This window comes from Candidatus Methylopumilus planktonicus (assembly GCF_000981505.1).
GTDB lineage: Bacteria > Pseudomonadota > Gammaproteobacteria > Burkholderiales > Methylophilaceae > Methylopumilus > Methylopumilus planktonicus.
Window position 1 is genome coordinate 916,789 of sequence record NZ_LN827929.1, and the last position, 19,391, is coordinate 936,179.

Below are 19,391 nucleotides of genomic sequence, written 5' to 3' on the forward strand. Positions count from 1 at the left end.
TTACTGCTTCACGCAATCTTCAAATCCTGAATTACCACCCTTAAATTGTGGTTCAAAATAAAACTTATGGAATTGCCATTGTCCTTTTGCATTTTTACTAAACTGTGAGATGCCTGTGCCAAAATCATGAGTTGATTGGTTTTCTAATGCAAAGTGCATAGCAGCACTCAAGCCATTTGCTGCCATATGGCCTGGGTATTTACCATAACCAGGTACCTCGAGTAAAAAGTCGTAACTTCCATACTGAGCTTGGCTATGCTCTTTTTTTAATTTTAATGTCACTTTCCCTTTGTATTCACCTTCATGCATATCAAGTCCGGTACATTGATAAACGCCTGTAAAATCAGGTCCGGTGAATGCAGGGATTTTGTGCGCAGCAAAACTTAGTGACGAGGCAATCAAAAAAATAAAAGTTAAAATACAACGCATACCGCTCTCCTTTTTTAAATGGTAGGTAAAAATCTAGATCTTAAAGACTCTAGATGACATGTTTTTAAAATTTCTTCTATTCGATCTAAGGCAATTTTTTTAGGCTGATGAATATTCTCAGCCATGATAAGTTCATTTTTCATGGAGTGTTCCCATCCCACTAATTCAGTGACTGTGACCTTGTAACCCATGCCTTCCAGTAATAAGCATCTTAATACATTCGTGAGATGGCTTCCAAATTCTCTTGTATGAATAGGATGTCGCCATAATTCAGATAATGTATATTTTAATTGATCTGACTTGTCAGACCGTAAAGTTTTAGACACCTCTGCCTGACAGCAAGGAATGAGCACAATATATTGCGCCTCCTTTTTGAGTCCAAAAAGAATTGCATCATCTGTAGCCGTATCACATGCATGAAGCGCTGTCACCATATCCACTTTATGCGGAAGGCTAGCATCATCTAATGAATTTTTTATATCAGATGCAAAGAAATGCATGCGATCAAACTTTAAAGTTTCAGCCAATGCTTTAGCTTTCTCAATGAGCTCAGGACGGTGTTCAATCGCGAAGAGTGCCCCGCCTTTGTCTTTTAAAAAAAGGTCATATAGGATAAAGCCCAAATAAGACTTTCCAGCCCCATGGTCTACTAAGGAAAAGTGGGGGTTAGTTACCAATGCTTTTTCTAAATAAGGCTCGATCAGCTGATAGAGATGGTAAACCTGTTTTAATTTGCGTCTTGAGTCTTGATTTAATTTGCCGTCGCGGGTAAGTATATGCAGCGATTTCAAGAGCTCGATTGATTGCTGAGGCTTAATGTCTTTGATTTCTTCCATAACATGATCAGTTTAACGTATACGTGTTCACTTATGACAGAGTAAAATGATGCAGATTTAATGAAAGATCAATCATGAGTATTCAGTGGTTCCCAGGACACATGGTGGCAGCGCAAAAAAAAGCCGCCGAAACTATGGAGTTTACCGATGTGGTCATCGAAGTATTGGATGCCAGAGCGCCTGCTGCATCTCAAAATCCGATGGTGAAAGAGCTTGGAGCAGCTCGGCAAAGAGCCCATCTTAAGATACTCAATAAGTCCGATCTAGCAGATCCTAAAGTGACCGACCAATGGATTCAATATTTCAACAAAATCCCAAAAACTAAAGCCATTGCTATTTCATGTAAAAAGGCAAATGAACCAAAAAAAATTCTATCACTTTGCATGGCTTTGGCACCTCACCGAGGCACCCCATTAAAACCACTTCGCATGATGATTATGGGTGTGCCCAATGTAGGTAAATCTACACTTATGAATGCAATTCTTAATAAAAGAATTGCAAAGGTTGGGGATGAGCCTGCGATAACAAAACAACAACAGCGCCATCAAATTAATGATCATATGATCCTTGTAGATACGCCTGGGATGATGTGGCCGAGAATTGAGCATGAACATGATGGATATTTATTAGCAACAAACAATAATATCGGCAAAAATGCTTACAATGAAGAAGATGTAGCTATTGAACTTGGTGCAATTTTATTAAAGCAATATCCAGAATTGCTTAAAACTCGATATGAAGTAAAAGAGCTTACTTTTGACTCTATCGAATTATTAGAATTTATTGCTAAGAAAAAGAATTTTCCGCTTAGAAACCATCTTCCTGATATAGAAAAAGCAGCAATTATTTTACTTAATGATTATCGCCAAGGCTATTTAGGAAAAATTTCAATAGAATCGCCAGAGTCAAGAAAATTGAAGTTAACCAAATAATTCAAAAAAATCTTTTTCAATCTGCTGTCGATTAATGCCATCAAAGCATAGGCGACTTGGCAAATGACACTCAATCCGAGCACAGGTATTTACCCAATTGATTTTAATCCCATGAAAAGTGTGCTTATCTTGACACTCCAATGGCTCGGTAGCAATTGAACGAGATAATTTAAAATACGGACTCTTCACGCCAAAAAGCTTATTATCACTCTGCCCCATCAAGGAAATATTGGGAACCAAAAATAGTCTTGCCCAATGAATAATGCCAGTGTCTACAGAAACAATACCTTTGGCATTTGAAACTAACTCCAAAAGTTCTTGAAGATTTGTTTGACTCATTAAATTTACAATCTTATTTTTTTGTCTATGCTCATCTACAATTTGATCCAATGCATTTTGATAAGAATCTTCTTGCTTGAATCCAGTTAAAACAATAGTTTTATTGGTAATTTGACATAGAGAAAATAAAAGCTTAATTAAATCTAATGGCCAAAGTCTCGCATGATGACTTGTTCCAATATGAATAATGAGGTACTCACCCAAATCACTAAACCGATTAGAAAGAGAAAGCGAGTTTAAGTGAATATTTTCTGCATCTTTTGAGGATGATTCAAGGAGGTCAAACATAATCATTGAGGCTGGGATAGGCTTTTCAGCAATAGAAATTATTTTACTAATTGCTCTATTTGATCTGGGTTTTCCACCTAAATGACTAATTAATTCTCCATGCGGCAATGCTTCTAATAGTGGGAGCCATTTCCATGAAAAAATATTAATCACTCTTCCATAACCCTCAGGCGAAGCTTTTCTTAATTCACCTAAAATACGCCAATTTAAATAATCAGCGTTAATAACAGTTAATTCAAAAAGATTTGCAGCATCACCTAAATTAAATTTACTTAAAAGTATAATTTTTCTAGATGGGTTTTCTTTCTTAATCTGAATAATAAGCCTTCCTGCCATCGCTAAATCACCAAAAAAAAGATCAGCAACTACTAAAATAGAACCATCACTCTCTTTAATTTTTTTCGCAGGAAACGCTTTCAAAAAGAATAAATAAAGAAGCAAAGACGACTTGTTAAGCCTTCTGAATAATGAATGCATCATTTAGATAAAAAAATCCTAATGGTTTCAGGCATGTGGTTAAAGAAATGAAGTAATGTGATCATTATGAGGTATCTCTGTTAAATATCTAACGAAGCCAGTTTGGGAGCGCTGGGTGAATTATCAGTACAAATCATAGTTTTTAACATGCGCCTTACCAATCAATTGATTAGTATAATGCTACTATTAAATTCCTTAAAAATTACATAATCGTTCACCGAAGCTTAACATATGCGCAATATTGATTTCATAAAACAGCCTTGGCTTAAGTTAGAGCGGTTTATTTTACATTTATGTTACCTAGCCATTCGCAAAAATGTTAAATCAAAAGCTTATCCAAAACACGTTGCGAAAATTCTTATCATAAGAAGAAATCGATTAGGTGACTCAATAAACGTATTGCCTATTATTGAAGCTATAAAGAAAAATTATCCATCCATCAAGATTAGCGTATTAGCCAATCAATACAATGCTGAGATCTTTAATTACTCAACATACATTGATCAAGTCTATTGTATAAATGAAAAATGGGGACTTGGAAGAATCACACTTTACTTAAATCCAGTTATAAGAAAACTCCGCCGTGAAAATTTCGATTTAGTTATAGGACTTGGAGGCTTCGCATCCATGTTGTCTCAGATCAGCTTCTGTATTAAAGGCAAATACAGTGTAGGACCAAAATCATTTGAAGGTAACTTTAACGATCTTTTATTTGACTTTACAGTTAAAAAAATTCAAGGCAAGAACAATCTGCATATCGATGAAATGGCAAATATTGTAAAGGGAGCCAAATTAAAGTTACCGAAAAAACTACCCTTCCCGAAACTTAATGTTTCCATCACAAAGAAAAAAAATTGGCTTGCCATTTGCCCAGATGTAAACAGAAAAGAAAGTCGCTATTCGATAGAAAACTATAAAAAAATTATTGAATACGTAATCTCAAATCAAATAACCAGTAAGGTACTTTTGTTTCTTGGCTCCCCTAACAGTCCTTATATGGCTTTAACTCAATATGGCGCTGAGTTTCAAACAACCAATAATCTAAAAGAATTTATCAAAAAGATAGCAGAATGCAGAATTGCTTTAACAGCAGCGGGCGGAAGTTCTCATATTGCATCTTCTTTAGGCATTAGTGTTGTTGTTATCTCAGGAATAAAAAATCAATCTTTTTGGCGTCCTTATGGAAAAAATATCAAAGTTTTTGAGAATGACATAAATATAAATCTTATTTACCCAGCGGATATTGGAAAAGCATTAAAAATTTTGACTTCGTAGGACGCAGATACAATATAGCGCCCTCGATACGAATCAAACTTAGACAAGCTAAGGAGAGTACTCTAAGCAGTGAGCTCAGTATTTCTGCTTGTAACTTCGAAAATTGATAAACCTTCTACTTTCTCAAATTATCTTTTTTATATAACTTCCATAGAGCTTTAATGCCTTTGATAATAAAAAAAATGATAAAACCTGCGTTGATAATGTAAAAAATAAAAATAGAAATATCAAGCAAATTAATCTTTGAAATCCATTCCAAAAAATCTACTATGATTTGCATAAAAAATTGTACTAACCGACCTTTCGGTCTCCAAGCGTTTTAAATTTTCCTGCAGCATAAGACGCTGCAAATGCATTTGGTTTGACCATTGGGATCACATTACATGTGCCGCGAATATAGCCAATAGCCTCATGAATGACACAATTAGAACCAAACATTTCATCTGGATTGATATCGAGATGAACTTCTACAGCTCTGTCCTCTAATATATCCGCTAATTTAAGGTACAAGTCGGATACTTTATATACTTCGTTCATTAACCTATAGCGAGGTTTATTCTTTTTTTGATCATAGTCTCTCTCACGTGCTACTTCGCCAAAAATTTTGCACCCATTATTACCATTGATATGAACAACAATGGCCATCACATAATCTGCGTACCAATCTTGTCCAATTCTAATTCTTTCAGAATCACAGCCAATATAAATTTTTGACTCGAAAGTTTGCGCCTCAATAAAATCTCGAACTTCTTCTAAATTTATCTTTTTCATTATTTATTCAATAGTATTTAACAAATTAGATCATTCATAACGGTTCTACGTTGGAATTCTTTTTAACGTCTTCGCTTCTTCCAAGTATAATCGGACCCATCGGGACACTTTCCTTCAAGCACAGCATCAACACCAAAGAATCCAATAATTTCAACAGCATCACCTTCAATAGTGACTAGTTCATTCATTTCTTTGGCTAACTTCATCGCCTCATCCAGAGTCACAACTTCACTTATTTTTGTTTTACTCTTAACCTTATACATTCCCACTAAATAGTCTCAAACTTTATAAGAAAAAGTTTAAAAAAATATTTTCCGTGGCAAATCTTCACTTAATTTATGCATGAAGATGGAATACCTTGCTCATGATTTTCCACTCGCCATCCACTTTAAGCAATGTGAAAAAATCTGTAAATTTATGCCCCGTCCAGTTATCTGACTCTAATCTTACTGTTGCGATGGAACCTTCAATATCGACATGTGCAATCTTTGAGATAATATCAGTCGCTGGCCCATTTTCATCATTCCAATCAAAAAGTTTTTGAATCGGTCCTGCAAATAAATCGCTTCCAATGTAACCAAAAATGGTGGCATCTTTATGAAAAGCAGGCTTCATATCATTGCCCTTTCCAGACTTAGCTCCATCAATATAGTGTTGGATTGTGGATTCAATGCGTTTGTAATCATCATTATTCATTTAATCATCCTTTTTTTATCTTTCAAAAGCTTAGTCCTAGGTCACTTCAACCTTTTAGTTTGAATGAATTATACTAAGTACATCATTATTTAATAGGCAATTGATGAAGCTGACTTATTGACGATAGTTTGCTCTATTTCATGCACAGAGTATAGTTATTTTACTTATGAGATATTTCGCTTTTTTCTTTTTTTCGTATCTTTATTTGATAGCAACAAGTGATGCAGCGAGTGATTCACATTGCTTCTCAATCAGAAACTCTGACCAAAAAAATTTATGTCTTGCCCTTGTAAAAAAACAGGGTACCTACTGTTATTCCATACGCGAGCCAGACTCAAAAAACATATGCTTGGCACAAATCAAGAATCAAAAAAGCTATTGTTATAGTATCAAATCTAGTGATATAAAGAATCATTGTCTAGCTATACTAAAATAGGATAAAAATGAAAAACCTAATATTCATTCTTTTGTTATTGCTTTCGCTACTATCATTTGCGGAAGAATTGACGGGGAAAGTGATTAAAGTTTCAGATGGAGATACGATTACTGTGCTTGATAGCAATAATCAGAAATATAAGATACGTTTACAGGGTATTGATGCCCCCGAAACGCAACAAGCGTTTGGTGAAACTTCAAGACAATCACTCGCTAACCTCGTTTATGACAAAGAGGTAATTGTACTTTGGGATAAAAAAGATAAATATGCTCGTATTCTCGGAAAAGTTATAGTTGATGGAAGAGATGCCAATTATGAACAACTTAAAAAAGGCTTGGCTTGGTACTACAAGCAATACGAGAAAGATTTAAGTGATGAAGATAAGCAAAGATATTCAGAAGCAGAAGGATGGGCAAGAAATTATACTGAAGGATTATGGACAGACTCAAAATCAATACCTCCATGGGAATTTAGGCACAAAAGGAAAAATTAATGAATGTTAGATATTGATTTGAAAAAGGAGTATTCAAAAAATGAAAAAACTTACTGAGCATGTAAATACACTAGGAAACGATTTAGTTTTAGGTTTCCACAAACTCGCTCTATTTGCTATTGGAGCAGGAACAGTATGGGCAGCTGGCTGGACATTTTTCGATATGTTTACTAAGCATCACGCCTCGATCGCCGATCTATTATTGATGTTTATCTACTTGGAAATTGGGGCTATGGTTGGTATCTATTTCAACACTAATCACATGCCTGTTAGGTTTTTGTTATACATAGCATTGACGGCTTTGACACGTCACATGGTGGATATTATGAGCCACTCCCCTATAAACATTGATGAAATGTTAGCAGTAGCTGGGGCTATTTTTATCGTATCCGCGAGTGTGCTGATAGTGAGATTTACCAGTGCAAAATTTCCCAGTGATAAAACAGATCAAGTGAAGTGAATTACGACGAGAAATTATTAAAGACTGCCCTCTTATAGCTTTGAAATAGTCTTTTTATCTCTTACAGCTTAATCCTAATTGATTTATCGTAAATCCTAAACTTACATGCGTTGAGACTTTTTGAAGATTACCATTAAATGCCATGTCTTTTCTCCATGCATCAATAATATTGTTATAAGAGGCTTTCCCATCAGAACAATAAAAACCTGATGAGGCCAGGGTATCGATCGTACTAATTAATAAAAGCTCACATTCATTATCTTTATTTACATTGCAAGATTTTGCTTTAGCTAAATCAGCATGTGAAGTCATACTAAAGAAAAGCACAAATACTGGTAAAAGAATTTTCATTTTATTGATAAATACTAGTGAAATTTTAAAACAATGCAAGCTGATCCTTAAAAAAATGTTGAATATGCTTACAATTTGTTACAAAAATAAAATACGAATAAATTTGGAGGATAAAAAGAATCATAACTAATTGATTTAATTGGTGCCCTCGACAGGAGTTGAACCTGTGACCCTCCCCTTAGGAGGGGGATGCTCTATCCACTGAGCTACGAGGGCAAAATTTAAAAATTACTTTTGTAAAACTTTTTTCAAAACCTGAATACCAAAACCTACACCAAAGCCATTCACTTCACTCAACGCCGCACCAAGTCCGCCTTTTCGATTGCTTGATGAAAGGTCGGTATGTAACCAAGGTATATTATTTTCAATAAAACGATTTAAGAAGCGTGCGGCATGAATATGATCAGGGCCGCCTTCAAGCGTGCATTGCTTAATATCTGCAATACCACTGTCAAGATCCTCTTCGTAATCTTCATCAAATGGGAATGCTGCAATGCGTTCCCCTGAATCACTTCCAGCTCCCACGGCTAAACAAGATAATTCAGGTCGATTAGATATCACACCACTATAACGATCGCCTAATGCTGTCGCCATGCTCCCTGTGAGTGTTGCAAAATCCATCATCATGTCAGGCTTCAAACGTGAAGCTATTGTTAACGTGTCGGCTAAGACCATACGACCTTCCGCATCGGTGTGAATGATTTCGATGGAAGTGCCATTAAGAGACTTCACCACATCATTTTGTTTATAAGCTTTAGGTCCAATATGATTTTGCGAAATAGCTAACCAGCAATCAATTTGAACTGGAAGTTTTAAGAGAGTGGTTGCCAATAAAATGCCAAGGGATACTGCAGAGCCATTCATGTCTTCATGCATACCGTACATATAACGTGCTGGTTTTAAATTATGTCCGCCTGTGTCAAAACAAATACCTTTACCAATGACTGCAATATTTTTCTTATATTGCTTAGGCTTGTATGTTAAATGAACGATGGCGGCATCTTGGGGTTCAGAACCTTGACCCACTGCCACAAAAGCACCTGCGCCCATCTTTTTTAATTTCGCCATATCAAACTCTTCGAACTTCCAGCCATGTGACTTCGCGAGTGATTTTATTTTTATGCGATAAATGGATGGCGTTAATTCATTTGGAGGCAACATCGTCAATTCACGTGTCAGTGTATTACCAGCGACAATAGCCATTTCATCTTTAAATTTATCTTTAATTTCAATACCAAATAACTCAATGGACCTGATATTTTTTTTGGTGCTTTCTTTTTTATAACTAGGTAATCTTTGACTGTTCATAAGCGCCACATAGACTGCAGCGCGCGCATTTATCTCTTTTGAATCTTCATCACCAAATACAGCGATATTAAGAACTTCAGGGTTTTCCGCAATTAAAGGCTTGAGTGCTTTTCGAATTAAAGTATGACGCTGAAACGTATTATTTTTTTTGTCTAAGACAACAAAACTTAACAAGCGGCCATCCTGGACCTCAATAGTGACAGGCTCTCTAGTGAGGCTCGACATTTTTTTATGGGCACGTTTTAGTTTTCGATCAAGCTCTGTGATAAAAGGAAATGTCTTTAATGTCGCATCACTTAAAACATAAAGAAAATGAGTGCCTTTGATGTTTTTTTCTGTCGCCACACTTCTTTTTTGTACAATTTGAATTGTCATAAGCCTTAATCCTTAAATATATGTCCTATAAAAAAATATCAATAAAATCAATAGAATATTGCTTTTTTTTAACACTTTTAACTTACTTTTTTACTTGACCCAAACGCTTAAAAACGCCAAACTTGAACCTATATGAGTTCATTCAATGCGTTATCGCTCACAAAATTGGAATACCCTTTAGGCGCTAGGTAAATACAGTCCTTATTATACCGTTAGCGTCCTCATAAAAATTCTGGAGTTATATTAAAACATGGCATCTATACCCGATATCGACAATCAAGAAACGCAAGAGTGGCTTGACGCCCTCAATGCCGTCATTGAAACAGAAGGTATAGAACGCGCCCATTTCTTGATTGAATCCATGATTGATCAAGCACGAAGATCAGGGGCTAATTTACCTTACAAAGCGACCACCGCTTACCTCAATACAATACCTACCCACTTGCAACAACGCCATCCCGGTAACCCCGATATGGAGCGTCGCATCCGTGCGCTCATCAGATGGAATGCCATCATGACGGTATTACGTGCGAATGAAAAATCACCAGGTGTAGGAGGTCATATCGCAAGCTTCCAATCAGCGGCGACTTTATATGATGTCGGCTTCAACCATTTCTTTAGGGCGGCGAATGATAAATTTCAAGGAGATCTTGTGTACTTTCAAGGTCACTCATCCCCTGGTGTGTATGCAAGAGCATTTCTAGAAGGTCGTATCAGCGAAGAACAATTGAGTAACTTCCGCATGGAAACGGGTGGCAAGGGATTATCCAGTTACCCTCATCCATGGCTCATGCCTGACTTCTGGCAGTTCCCAACTGTATCCATGGGATTAGGTCCTATCATGGGTATTTACCAAGCACGTTTTCTAAAATATTTACATGATCGCGGTATTGCAGATACTTCAGATCGTAAGGTTTGGGTCTTCTGTGGTGATGGAGAAATGGATGAGCCTGAGTCGCTCGGTGCTATTTCATTAGCATCTCGAGAAAAACTCGATAACCTTATTTTTGTGGTCAACTGTAACTTACAGCGTCTCGATGGTCCTGTGCGTGGTAACGGTAAAATTATTCAAGAGCTCGAATCAGATTTTAGAGGCTCAGGTTGGAATGTGATTAAAGTGATTTGGGGTTCTTACTGGGATCCTTTAATCGCGATGGATAAAACAGGATTACTCAAAAAACGCATGGAAGAATGTGTCGACGGTGAATACCAAAACTTTAAAGCTAAAGGTGGCGCTTACACGCGTGAACACTTCTTTGGTAAATATCCCGAATTAAAAGAAATGGTGGCTGCGATGTCAGATCAAGATATCTGGCGCTTAAATCGTGGCGGGCATGACCCTCATAAAGTCTTCGCCGCATACGCTGCAGCAACGTCACACAAAGGCCAGCCTTCAGTCGTCTTAGCTAAAACCGTTAAAGGTTACGGTATGGGGGACGCTGGCGAAGGTCAAAATATTACCCATCAACAAAAGAGCATGGATATTGATTCGTTAAAAGCTTTCCGTGATCGTTTTGATTTAGATATTAGTAATGCAGATGTGGAAAAATTATCTTTCTATAAACCTGCATCTGATTCACCTGAAATTAAATACATGATGGAAAGACGCCAAGAATTAGGCGGCTTTGTTCCGCAACGTAAACGTAAAGGCAATCCACTTAAAACACCACTCCTATCCGCTTTTGAAAATATGCTTACAGCGACAGGTGAACGAGAAATTTCTACGACGATGGCGTTTGTGAGAATTTTGTCTACGCTTGTGCGCGATAAAGAGCTCGGTAAATATATTGTGCCGATCGTACCAGATGAAGCACGCACTTTTGGTATGGAGGGTATGTTTAGACAGCTTGGTATTTATTCATCCGTCGGTCAATTGTACGAACCACAAGACTCAGATCAAGTCATGTTTTATAAAGAACAAACAGACGGTCAAATTCTAGAAGAAGGTATCAATGAAGCAGGCTCATTCTCGTCCTGGGTAGCAGCGGCAACTTCATATACCGTTAATGGCATTCAAATGATTCCATTTTATATTTTCTATTCCATGTTTGGTTTCCAACGTATTGGAGATCTTGCTTGGGCAGCCGGTGACTCACGTGCACGTGGATTTTTACTAGGTGCTACGGCAGGTCGAACTACATTGAACGGCGAAGGTTTGCAACACGAAGATGGTCATAGCCAATTAATGGCCGCCATGATTCCTAATTGCGTGTCATACGACCCCACTTTTGCATACGAACTTGCAGTGATTATGCAAGACGGTTTAAAACGCATGATTGAAAATCAGGAAGATGTTTTCTATTACATTACACTTATGAATGAAAATTATAGTCACCCTGAAATGCCTAAAGGAATTGAAGCAGACATCATTAAGGGTATGTACTCATTCTCTACTTCAAAAGCCAAAGGTGAAAAAGTACAGCTCATGGGCAGTGGTGTGATTTTACGTGAAGTGATTGAAGCACAAAAAATCCTAGAGAAAGATTTTGGTGTGTCGGCAGATGTGTGGAGTGTCACAAGCTTTAATGAGCTCCGTAAAGATGCATTAGAAGCGGATCGTTGGAATCGGATGAATCCTGATAAACCACAAAAAGAATCACACGTGGTAAAACTGCTTAAAAAAGTAGAAGGTCCCATCATTGCATCAACCGACTATATGAAATCATTCGCAGAGCAAATCGCGGTCTTCTTGCCGCATAGGTTTGTAGCGCTTGGTACTGATGGTTTTGGACGCTCTGACTCAAGAGAAAAATTACGACACTTCTTTGAAGTGGATCGTCATTATGTGGTGGTGGCAGCGCTTAAAGCATTAAGTGATGAAGGCAAGATTAAATCATCAGTGGTCACTGATGCGATTAAGAAATTTAAGCTTGACCCTAACAAACCGAATCCGGTGACGCATTAATTATGGCTATCGAAAAAATACTCGTTCCTGATATTGGTAACTTCGATAGCGTTGACGTAATTGAAGTTATTGCGAAGATAGGAGATGTCATCAAAAAAGATGACTCGCTCATCACCTTAGAAACAGATAAAGCTTCAATGGATATTCCAGCACCTCATGCAGGTACCGTTAAAGAGATTTTTTTAAAGGTAGGCGACAAGATTAAACAAGGCTCACCTATTCTCATGCTCGATGTTGGGCTTGATGAAAAAAAAGTAGAAACAAAAACTGAAATAAAAGAAACTAAAAAAGAAGAAGCCCCTAAAGCTGCCATACCAGAACCTTCGCGTCCAGCGCCTGAGCCACCACAAAAAATAAAACCACAACATACGCCAGCTCCTATTGGCGATTCTGTCGCGGTTGAGCCTAATAAAAAATCACATGCAAGCCCTTCGGTCAGAAAATTCGCGCGTGAACTTGGTGTTAATTTAGCATTTGTAGAAGGCTCAGGCCCTAAGCATCGCATTCTAGAGTCTGATGTACAAAGTTATGTGAAAGGAGAGTTAGCCCGACCTCGCACAGACAATATGGGCAATGCACCGACCGTCATACCTATGCCAATCATTGACTTTAGTCAGTATGGAGAGATTGAAACGAAGCCACTTTCTAAAATTAAAAAATTATCAGGGGCTAACCTTCATCGCAATTGGGTCACCGCGCCTCACGTCACACAATTTGATGAAGCGGATATTACCGATCTCGAAGCTTTTAGAAAATCAATGCAAGTCGATGCTGAAAAAAAAGGTGTCAAACTAACCCTCCTCGCTTTCCTTATGAAAGCATGTGTCAATGCACTTAAAACTTATCCTAATTTTAATGCGTCTCTCTCAGCAGATGGTGATCAACTCATTTATAAAAGTTATTACAACATCGGTTTCGCATGTGACACACCCGATGGATTAGTTGTGCCTGTTGTGCGTGATGTTCACCAAAAAGATGTACTCGCAATCGCTAAAGATCTCGGTGAGCTTTCCGCCAAAGCGCGTGAGCGTAAACTTAAGATGGAAGAAATGCAAGGTGGATGCTTCACGATTTCAAGTTTAGGCGGTATTGGTGGCACGAAATTTACACCGATTATTAATTGCCCTGAAGTGGCTATCCTTGGCATCTCGAGATCATCGATGGAACCGATATATGATCCTAAAACCAAAACATTTGAAGCAAGACTTATCTTGCCGCTTTCCTTGTCCTACGATCACCGTGTCATTGATGGGGCTGATGGTGCACGTTTTACCAGCCACTTACGCATGATGTTATCTGACGTGCGTCGATTGCTTCTTTAATACTATATGGCTAATACTTTTCAAATTACGGTACCCGATATCGGTAACTTCGACAGCGTTGAAGTCATCGAAGTAATTGTTAAAATTGGTGACATGATCAAGAAGGAAGATTCACTCATCACAGTTGAATCTGATAAAGCATCTATGGATATTCCTTCCACACACGAAGGTAAAGTAACAAAGATTGACTTAAAAGTAGGTGACAAAGTTAAACAAGGATCCAATATTCTTGTGATTGAATTAAGTGGATCGAGTGACAAACCGCAAAAAGTTGAAAATAAAACAGAAACAAAAGAGACAGCAAAAAAAGAAGCTCCTTCTCGGGCACCTTCAGAAACAATCGCAAAAAAACCAGATGTGACATCTACACATGAAACTGAAGTCCTTGTTTTGGGTTCAGGCCCTGGGGGTTACACAGCTGCATTCCGTGCCGCAGATTTAGGTAAAAAAGTAGTACTGATTGAAAGATACTCAACCTTAGGTGGGGTATGTCTTAATGTCGGCTGCATTCCATCGAAAGCACTTTTACATACAGCTAAAGTGATTACTGATGCAGAAGAAACAGCGGCCCACGGTGTCACTTTTGGTAAGCCCAATATTGATTTAGAAAAAATTCGCAACTGGAAATCCAATGATGTTGTCGGTAAATTGACGCAAGGTTTGGGCGCTATGGCTAAACAAAGACAAGTCAGTGTGGTTCAAGGTGAGGGTGAATTTACAACACCCTATCAAATTAAAGTAACAAAGGCTGATGGTGAAATTGAGACGGTAGGTTTTGAGCACTGCATTATTGCGGCTGGCTCACAGTCCACAAAATTTCCTGGTGTCAAAGATGATCCACGCATTATGGATTCCACTGGTGCCCTGGAACTCAAAGACATACCAAAACGTTTACTCATTGTGGGTGGTGGCATTATTGGTTTAGAGATGGGAACCGTTTACGATGCATTAGGCAGTCGTGTCAGTGTCGTTGAATTATCAGACGGACTCATGCAAGGATGTGATCGTGATTTAGTACGTCCATTACAAAAACGTATGGAGCAACGTTTTGAAAAAATTATGCTCAATACTAAAGTCAATACCATCGAACCTAAAGCAGATGGTATTCATGTCAATTTTGAATTTGAAGGTAAATTAGATTCACAAGTGTATGACCGTGTCCTGATTGCAATTGGTCGACGTCCAAATGGTAAAGCAATTAAGGCAGAACTCGCTGGCGTTAATGTCACTGACCAAGGGTTTATTCCGGCAAATAAACAAATGCGTACTAACGTATCCCACATCTTTGCGATTGGCGATATTGTAGGTCAGCCAATGTTAGCTCACAAAGCAACACACGAAGGTAAAGTCGCAGCTGAAGTGATTGCTGGACACAAAGTTGAATTCCAAGCGATTGCTATTCCGTACGTTGCCTATACGGATCCCGAAGTGGCATGGGCAGGGATGACAGAGACGGAAGCCAAAATACAAAATATTGAAATTGAAAAAGCAAGCTTTCCCTGGGCTGCTAGTGGCCGAGCGCTTGCTATGAATCGCTCAGAAGGTACGACGAAACTTATTTTTGATAAAGAAACCCATCGATTGATTGGTGCAGGCATTACAGGGATTAGTGCAGGTGAGCTTATTGCTGAAACAGTGCTAGCAATCGAAATGGGAGCTGATGCACATGATCTTGGTTTAACGATTCATCCGCATCCTACATTATCTGAAACGGTTTGCTTTGCAGCGGAAGTTAAAGAAGGTACGATCACCGATCTTTATATTAAAAAACGCTAAACCGTTTTTTAACTTTTCGCTAATACAAAAAGTCCTTCTAGTACTAAATCTTTTTTGATTGAAACATATTTTCTGAAACCTTCTTCCATATGCTGTTGAATAATTTCAGTATCACCCCCACTTAAAATAATCACGACATCTTTTGATTGATTCGATGCAAGCTCAAAAAAAGATTTGATATTTCCAAGAACACTCAAAATAAATCCAGACTCAATCGCATTGGCTGTATCAATAGGTGGCATTTGAAATATACCCTCGCCATTTTTTAAATCTGCAGTGTCATTGAACAAAGTATTTTTTGTGAGATGAAGTCCTGGCAAAATAACACCGCCTTCGAATGTGTGCCGATTATTTTTTTGATCATAACTCATATAATCAATCGTCACAGCAGTGCCCACTGAAGCAATCACTGCAGCCTTCTTTATATCATGCGATACGCTCAATGCTGATAGCCACCTATCTGAACCTAACCTTGTAGCGTCCTGATAATTATTTAAAAGATCCTTGTAAGTTTTATGTGGCTTAATAAACTCAATCGGACAAGAAAACTTTTTAAGTTTAATTTTTAAAATGGCTTCTTTCTCAAAACCTGCGACGTTTGAAATGAGTATTTTTTTGATCTTCTCACCAAATTCAAAATGATCTTGATCAATATCCTCTGTAAAAAAAGTGTCTTGTTTATAAATGCTCTTATCATCACGGAGCATCCATTTTGTTTTGGTATTACCTATATCAATGAGTAGGAACATATTTATGCTTTTCTTAATGTAATTTCACCAGATGAAAATGTTTCAATACCGTTCGATGGCGTTTCTATCATCAATGCTCCATCCTCAGTGACACCCTGGGCTAAACCTGTCACAGACCTCCCGTCACCTAAAGACAACGTGACTGTCTGATGCTGATACACATGATAGGTCATCCACTCTTCTTTTAACGAACTAAATTTTGAAATATTAAATTGACCCAAAACATCCGCTAAATCTTTTAAGATTTGTCCTAATAGTTCATTAGGGTTAATTTCTTCAACGCTCACACTTGTGAGATCTATCGCTGGCTGATCAATATGACTCAAGCTTTTTTTAGAGAGTTTTAAATTAATGCCAATACCAATGACAGCACTACTCTGCCCTTCCATATCGCCTTGAAGTTCAATGAGAATACCGGCTAATTTTTTATATTGAGACCCATCTTGAATTAATACATCGTTAGGCCATTTCAATAGGGCACCCATCACACCGAATCTATGAAAGCTTCTTATAAGAGCGATGCCAACCGCTAAACTCAGTCCTGAAAGTGTCGCAGCCCCACCATTAAATCGCCATAGAAGTGAAAAAGTTAAACTTTCACCTAGCGCTGATTGCCAACTTCTGCCGCGACGGCCGCGACCTTTCGTTTGAATAAGGGTGGCTGCTACAGAGGCATGGGGATGATCTGCTGAAGCTTTTTCCATAAGGTAACTATTGGTGGACTCCATTACGTCAAAAATTTCTATGTTAAACCAGTGATGAATTTCGCCCATGACTTGTTGGATAGAAGATTTTTTTAAAAGCGTAATGGGTTGAATTAATTTATAACCACGGCCGCGCACAGAATAAATCTCCACACCGAACTCTTCCGCTTTTTTAATTGCATTCCAGATCGAAACACGTGAGATATCGAAAGTTTTAGCAATGGATTCTCCCGAATGAAATTTACCATCGGAGAGCACATCTAAGACTTTAAAAACGAGACTATGCTGCATAAAACTCGTATGACATTAAAAACTTGATCTTATCATATGAGTCTATGTTTTAGCTTTAAGATCAATGGATTGGGGAGAATTAGGCCATCATTTCAGTGTAGAATATTGCCTATATATTATGTCAGATAACAAAACTACATCTCAAGCACCTTCTAATTTTATTCGCGGTGTGATCGAACGCGACTTAACCAATAAAAGTTATGACGGTAAAACCTGGGCAGGATCACCAGGAGACGCATCTCATCATGCAAAAGCACCTATTGATACAGCAAAAATTCGCACTCGCTTCCCTCCTGAGCCTAATGGCTATCTTCATATCGGCCACGCTAAGAGTATTTTCTTAAACTTTGGATTAGCCAAAGATTACGATGGCATTTGTCATTTGCGTTTTGATGACACCAATCCTGAAAAAGAAAATCAGGAATATGTGGATAGCATTAAAAATAATGTGTCGTGGCTAGGTTTTTCATGGGAACAAAATAAAACATCTCACCTTTATTTTGCGAGCCATTATTTTGACTTCATGTATCAAGCCGCTGAATCTCTCATTCAATCAGGTCATGCCTATGTGGATAAACAAACACCAGATGAGATTCGTATACATCGCGGGTCGCTCACCGAGCCTGGTAAAAATTCTCCATGGCGTGATAAATCAACAGAAGAACATCTCGCATGGTTCCGAGAAATGCGTGATGGCAAACACCCTGATGGATCGATGATATTAAGAGCCAAAATTGATATGGCATCTCCTAATATTAATTTGCGTGATCCTGCCATCTATCGAATTAAACGCGCGCATCATCACAACACAGGAGATACATGGTGTATTTATCCTATGTATACTTTTGCACACCCCATTGAAGATGCCTTAGAAAAAATCACACATTCTATTTGTACTTTAGAATTTGAAGATCAACGTCCTTTTTATGATTGGATTTTAGATCGTCTGATTGACAATAGTTTATTATCTAAACCACAACCACGTCAGTATGAATTTGCAAGACTTAATCTCACATACGCTGTTCTTTCAAAAAGAAAACTCATTGAGTTAGTTGAAGGTAAACATGTAACTGGTTGGGATGATCCAAGATTGCCTACACTTGAAGGTGCTCGTCGACGCGGCTATACACCTGAAGGATTTAAACTTTTTATAGATCGCATTGGAGTATCTAAAGCGGATTCCTGGATTGATTACGCAACACTCGAAGAATCCATGCGAGAAGTTTTGAATGTGTCATGCGAAAGGCGAATCGCAGTGCTTGATCCTATTGAGCTTGAAATTACAAATTATCCAGACAATAAAGAGGAGGATTGCTTTGCACCCAATCATCCACTCAAGCCGGAATTAGAAAAGCGAATAGTTAAACTATCTAAGTCACTTTGGATTGAGCGCGAAGATTTTATGGAAGAACCTACCAAACAATTCTTTAGATTATATCCAGGCAATATGGTGAGATTAAGATACGGCTATGTCGTGAAGTGCACATCTTTTGAAAAAGATACAAACGGTAAAGTTACAAAAGTAATATGTGAATACTTACCTGATACTAAATCAGGCACACCCGGAAGTGATAGCATAAAAGTCAAAGGTAATATTCATTGGGTTTCTAATGCACATAGCTATCGAGGCAAAGTTCGTTTGTACGACAAACTTTTTTCAGCCGAACACCCAGGCAGTCATGATACAAATTATCTAGAACAACTAAATCCAAATTCATGTACAGCCATCGAAGCGGAATTGGAAAAAAGTTTAGAGGCTATTCAACCGGGTGATCAATTTCAATTTGAACGTCATGGTTACTTTATTGCAGACGTAAAAGATTCAAAACCTAATCAACCAATTTTCAATCGCACTGCGACGCTTAAAGACACCTCGCAAAAAATATAATCTTATTTTAAAAGCTGTAGACAATAAAAAACCCTAAGCTCAAATCTGAGGTTAGGGTTTTTTAATATAAGAAGCTTGGCAGTGACCTACTTTCGCATGCAAAAAGCATACTATCATTGGCGATAAGTCGTTTCACTGTCCTGTTCGGGATGGGAAGGAGTGGTTCCAACTCTCTATGTCCGCCAAGCAAACTGGTTGAGATAATGATCAAAGATCAATGTCTCGAATTCGGACAAAATTTGAAGAAGTAAAGTTATTGTGTTTCTTGATTACAATGTCAGCTTTAAAAA

The 19,391-nt window shown here is 37.9% G+C and carries 18 protein-coding genes, 1 tRNA gene and 1 rRNA gene; 8 read left to right on the forward strand and 12 right to left on the reverse strand.

Features of this window, described 5'->3' with window-relative positions; genetic code table 11:
- Both BN1208_RS04825 and BN1208_RS04830 read right to left on the reverse strand, forming a co-directional pair.
- On the reverse strand, positions 1 to 429 hold the full coding sequence (locus BN1208_RS04825; RefSeq protein WP_046488384.1) for a hypothetical protein: 429 nt from the start codon (positions 427 to 429) through the stop codon (positions 1 to 3).
- A 14-nt stretch (positions 430 to 443) separates the two neighbouring features.
- Complete coding sequence (locus BN1208_RS04830) at positions 444 to 1,265, reverse strand: class I SAM-dependent methyltransferase (RefSeq protein ID WP_046488386.1); 822 nt, start codon at positions 1,263 to 1,265, stop codon at positions 444 to 446.
- Positions 1,266 to 1,339: 74 nt separating this feature from the next.
- Between BN1208_RS04830 and ylqF the strand changes: the two genes are divergently transcribed.
- Positions 1,340 to 2,197, forward strand: a complete 858-nt coding sequence (ylqF, locus tag BN1208_RS04835; RefSeq protein ID WP_046488387.1) for a ribosome biogenesis GTPase YlqF — start codon at positions 1,340 to 1,342, stop codon at positions 2,195 to 2,197.
- Here ylqF and BN1208_RS04840 read toward each other — a convergent pair.
- Positions 2,186 to 3,304, reverse strand: coding sequence for a glycosyltransferase family 9 protein (locus BN1208_RS04840; protein ID WP_082092845.1), 1,119 nt, complete (start codon positions 3,302 to 3,304; stop codon positions 2,186 to 2,188). The genes ylqF and BN1208_RS04840 overlap by 12 nt on opposite strands.
- A gap of 228 nt (positions 3,305 to 3,532) precedes the next feature.
- Here BN1208_RS04840 and BN1208_RS04845 point away from each other — a divergent pair, with 228 nt between their 5' ends.
- The gene (locus BN1208_RS04845; RefSeq protein WP_046488392.1) at positions 3,533 to 4,576 is read left to right on the forward strand and encodes a glycosyltransferase family 9 protein; all 1,044 of its coding nucleotides are present in this window, start codon (positions 3,533 to 3,535) and stop codon (positions 4,574 to 4,576) included.
- Between the two features lie 291 nt (positions 4,577 to 4,867).
- Here BN1208_RS04845 and BN1208_RS04850 read toward each other — a convergent pair whose 3' ends face one another.
- The 3 genes from BN1208_RS04850 to BN1208_RS04860 all read right to left on the reverse strand — a co-directional run bounded on the left by BN1208_RS04850 (position 4,868) and on the right by BN1208_RS04860 (position 6,043).
- Positions 4,868 to 5,347 (reverse strand): ribonuclease H-like YkuK family protein, encoded by a 480-nt coding sequence (locus BN1208_RS04850; RefSeq protein WP_046488394.1) that lies wholly within the window; start codon positions 5,345 to 5,347, stop codon positions 4,868 to 4,870.
- Positions 5,348 to 5,409: 62 nt separating this feature from the next.
- Positions 5,410 to 5,610 carry a hypothetical protein gene (locus BN1208_RS04855; RefSeq protein ID WP_046488395.1) on the reverse strand — a complete coding sequence of 67 codons (201 nt, stop codon included), beginning with the start codon at positions 5,608 to 5,610 and terminating at the stop codon, positions 5,410 to 5,412.
- Between the two features lie 73 nt (positions 5,611 to 5,683).
- Positions 5,684 to 6,043 carry a nuclear transport factor 2 family protein gene (locus BN1208_RS04860; protein ID WP_046488397.1) on the reverse strand — a complete coding sequence of 120 codons (360 nt, stop codon included), beginning with the start codon at positions 6,041 to 6,043 and terminating at the stop codon, positions 5,684 to 5,686.
- A gap of 515 nt (positions 6,044 to 6,558) precedes the next feature.
- Between BN1208_RS04860 and BN1208_RS04865 the strand changes: the two genes are divergently transcribed.
- Together BN1208_RS04865 and BN1208_RS04870 are read left to right on the forward strand one after the other, a co-directional pair.
- Positions 6,559 to 6,972: a thermonuclease family protein gene (locus BN1208_RS04865; protein WP_231854572.1), complete on the forward strand. Its 414-nt coding sequence runs from the start codon at positions 6,559 to 6,561 to the stop codon at positions 6,970 to 6,972.
- A gap of 40 nt (positions 6,973 to 7,012) precedes the next feature.
- Positions 7,013 to 7,432 carry a phosphate-starvation-inducible protein PsiE gene (locus BN1208_RS04870; RefSeq protein WP_046488401.1) on the forward strand — a complete coding sequence of 140 codons (420 nt, stop codon included), beginning with the start codon at positions 7,013 to 7,015 and terminating at the stop codon, positions 7,430 to 7,432.
- Between the two features lie 54 nt (positions 7,433 to 7,486).
- On the opposite strand, the gene BN1208_RS04875 is transcribed toward BN1208_RS04870, so the two are convergent.
- The 3 genes from BN1208_RS04875 to BN1208_RS04885 form a co-directional block, all read right to left on the reverse strand.
- Positions 7,487 to 7,783 carry a hypothetical protein gene (locus BN1208_RS04875; protein ID WP_046488403.1) on the reverse strand — a complete coding sequence of 99 codons (297 nt, stop codon included), beginning with the start codon at positions 7,781 to 7,783 and terminating at the stop codon, positions 7,487 to 7,489.
- Between the two features lie 140 nt (positions 7,784 to 7,923).
- Positions 7,924 to 7,999: transfer RNA gene (locus tag BN1208_RS04880), tRNA-Arg, on the reverse strand.
- Positions 8,000 to 8,011: 12 nt separating this feature from the next.
- Entirely contained in the window at positions 8,012 to 9,466 is a 1,455-nt protein-coding gene (locus BN1208_RS04885) for a M17 family metallopeptidase (RefSeq protein WP_046488405.1), read from the reverse strand.
- Positions 9,467 to 9,716: 250 nt separating this feature from the next.
- Here BN1208_RS04885 and aceE point away from each other — a divergent pair, with 250 nt between their 5' ends.
- Genes aceE through lpdA form a run of 3 tightly spaced genes read left to right on the forward strand, consistent with a single transcriptional unit; the run spans position 9,717 to position 15,469 of the window.
- Positions 9,717 to 12,371: a pyruvate dehydrogenase (acetyl-transferring), homodimeric type gene (aceE, locus tag BN1208_RS04890; RefSeq protein WP_046488408.1), complete on the forward strand. Its 2,655-nt coding sequence runs from the start codon at positions 9,717 to 9,719 to the stop codon at positions 12,369 to 12,371.
- Positions 12,372 to 12,373: 2 nt separating this feature from the next.
- Positions 12,374 to 13,693 (forward strand): dihydrolipoyllysine-residue acetyltransferase, encoded by a 1,320-nt coding sequence (gene aceF / locus BN1208_RS04895; RefSeq protein ID WP_046488409.1) that lies wholly within the window; start codon positions 12,374 to 12,376, stop codon positions 13,691 to 13,693.
- A gap of 6 nt (positions 13,694 to 13,699) precedes the next feature.
- Positions 13,700 to 15,469 (forward strand): dihydrolipoyl dehydrogenase, encoded by a 1,770-nt coding sequence (lpdA, locus tag BN1208_RS04900; RefSeq protein WP_046488412.1) that lies wholly within the window; start codon positions 13,700 to 13,702, stop codon positions 15,467 to 15,469.
- Positions 15,470 to 15,477: 8 nt separating this feature from the next.
- Here lpdA and BN1208_RS04905 read toward each other — a convergent pair whose 3' ends face one another.
- Together BN1208_RS04905 and BN1208_RS04910 are read right to left on the reverse strand one after the other, a co-directional pair.
- On the reverse strand, positions 15,478 to 16,218 hold the full coding sequence (locus tag BN1208_RS04905; protein WP_046488414.1) for a type III pantothenate kinase: 741 nt from the start codon (positions 16,216 to 16,218) through the stop codon (positions 15,478 to 15,480).
- Positions 16,219 to 16,220: 2 nt separating this feature from the next.
- Positions 16,221 to 17,213, reverse strand: a complete 993-nt coding sequence (locus tag BN1208_RS04910) for a biotin--[acetyl-CoA-carboxylase] ligase (RefSeq protein ID WP_046488415.1) — start codon at positions 17,211 to 17,213, stop codon at positions 16,221 to 16,223.
- Positions 17,214 to 17,331: 118 nt separating this feature from the next.
- On the opposite strand from BN1208_RS04910, the gene BN1208_RS04915 reads away from it, so the two are divergent.
- Entirely contained in the window at positions 17,332 to 19,101 is a 1,770-nt protein-coding gene (locus BN1208_RS04915) for a glutamine--tRNA ligase/YqeY domain fusion protein (RefSeq protein ID WP_046489318.1), read from the forward strand.
- 73 nt (positions 19,102 to 19,174) lie between these two features.
- Here the strand turns inward: BN1208_RS04915 and rrf are convergent.
- A 5S ribosomal RNA gene (gene rrf / locus BN1208_RS04920) occupies positions 19,175 to 19,288 on the reverse strand.
- Between the last annotated feature and the right edge of the window lie 103 nt (positions 19,289 to 19,391).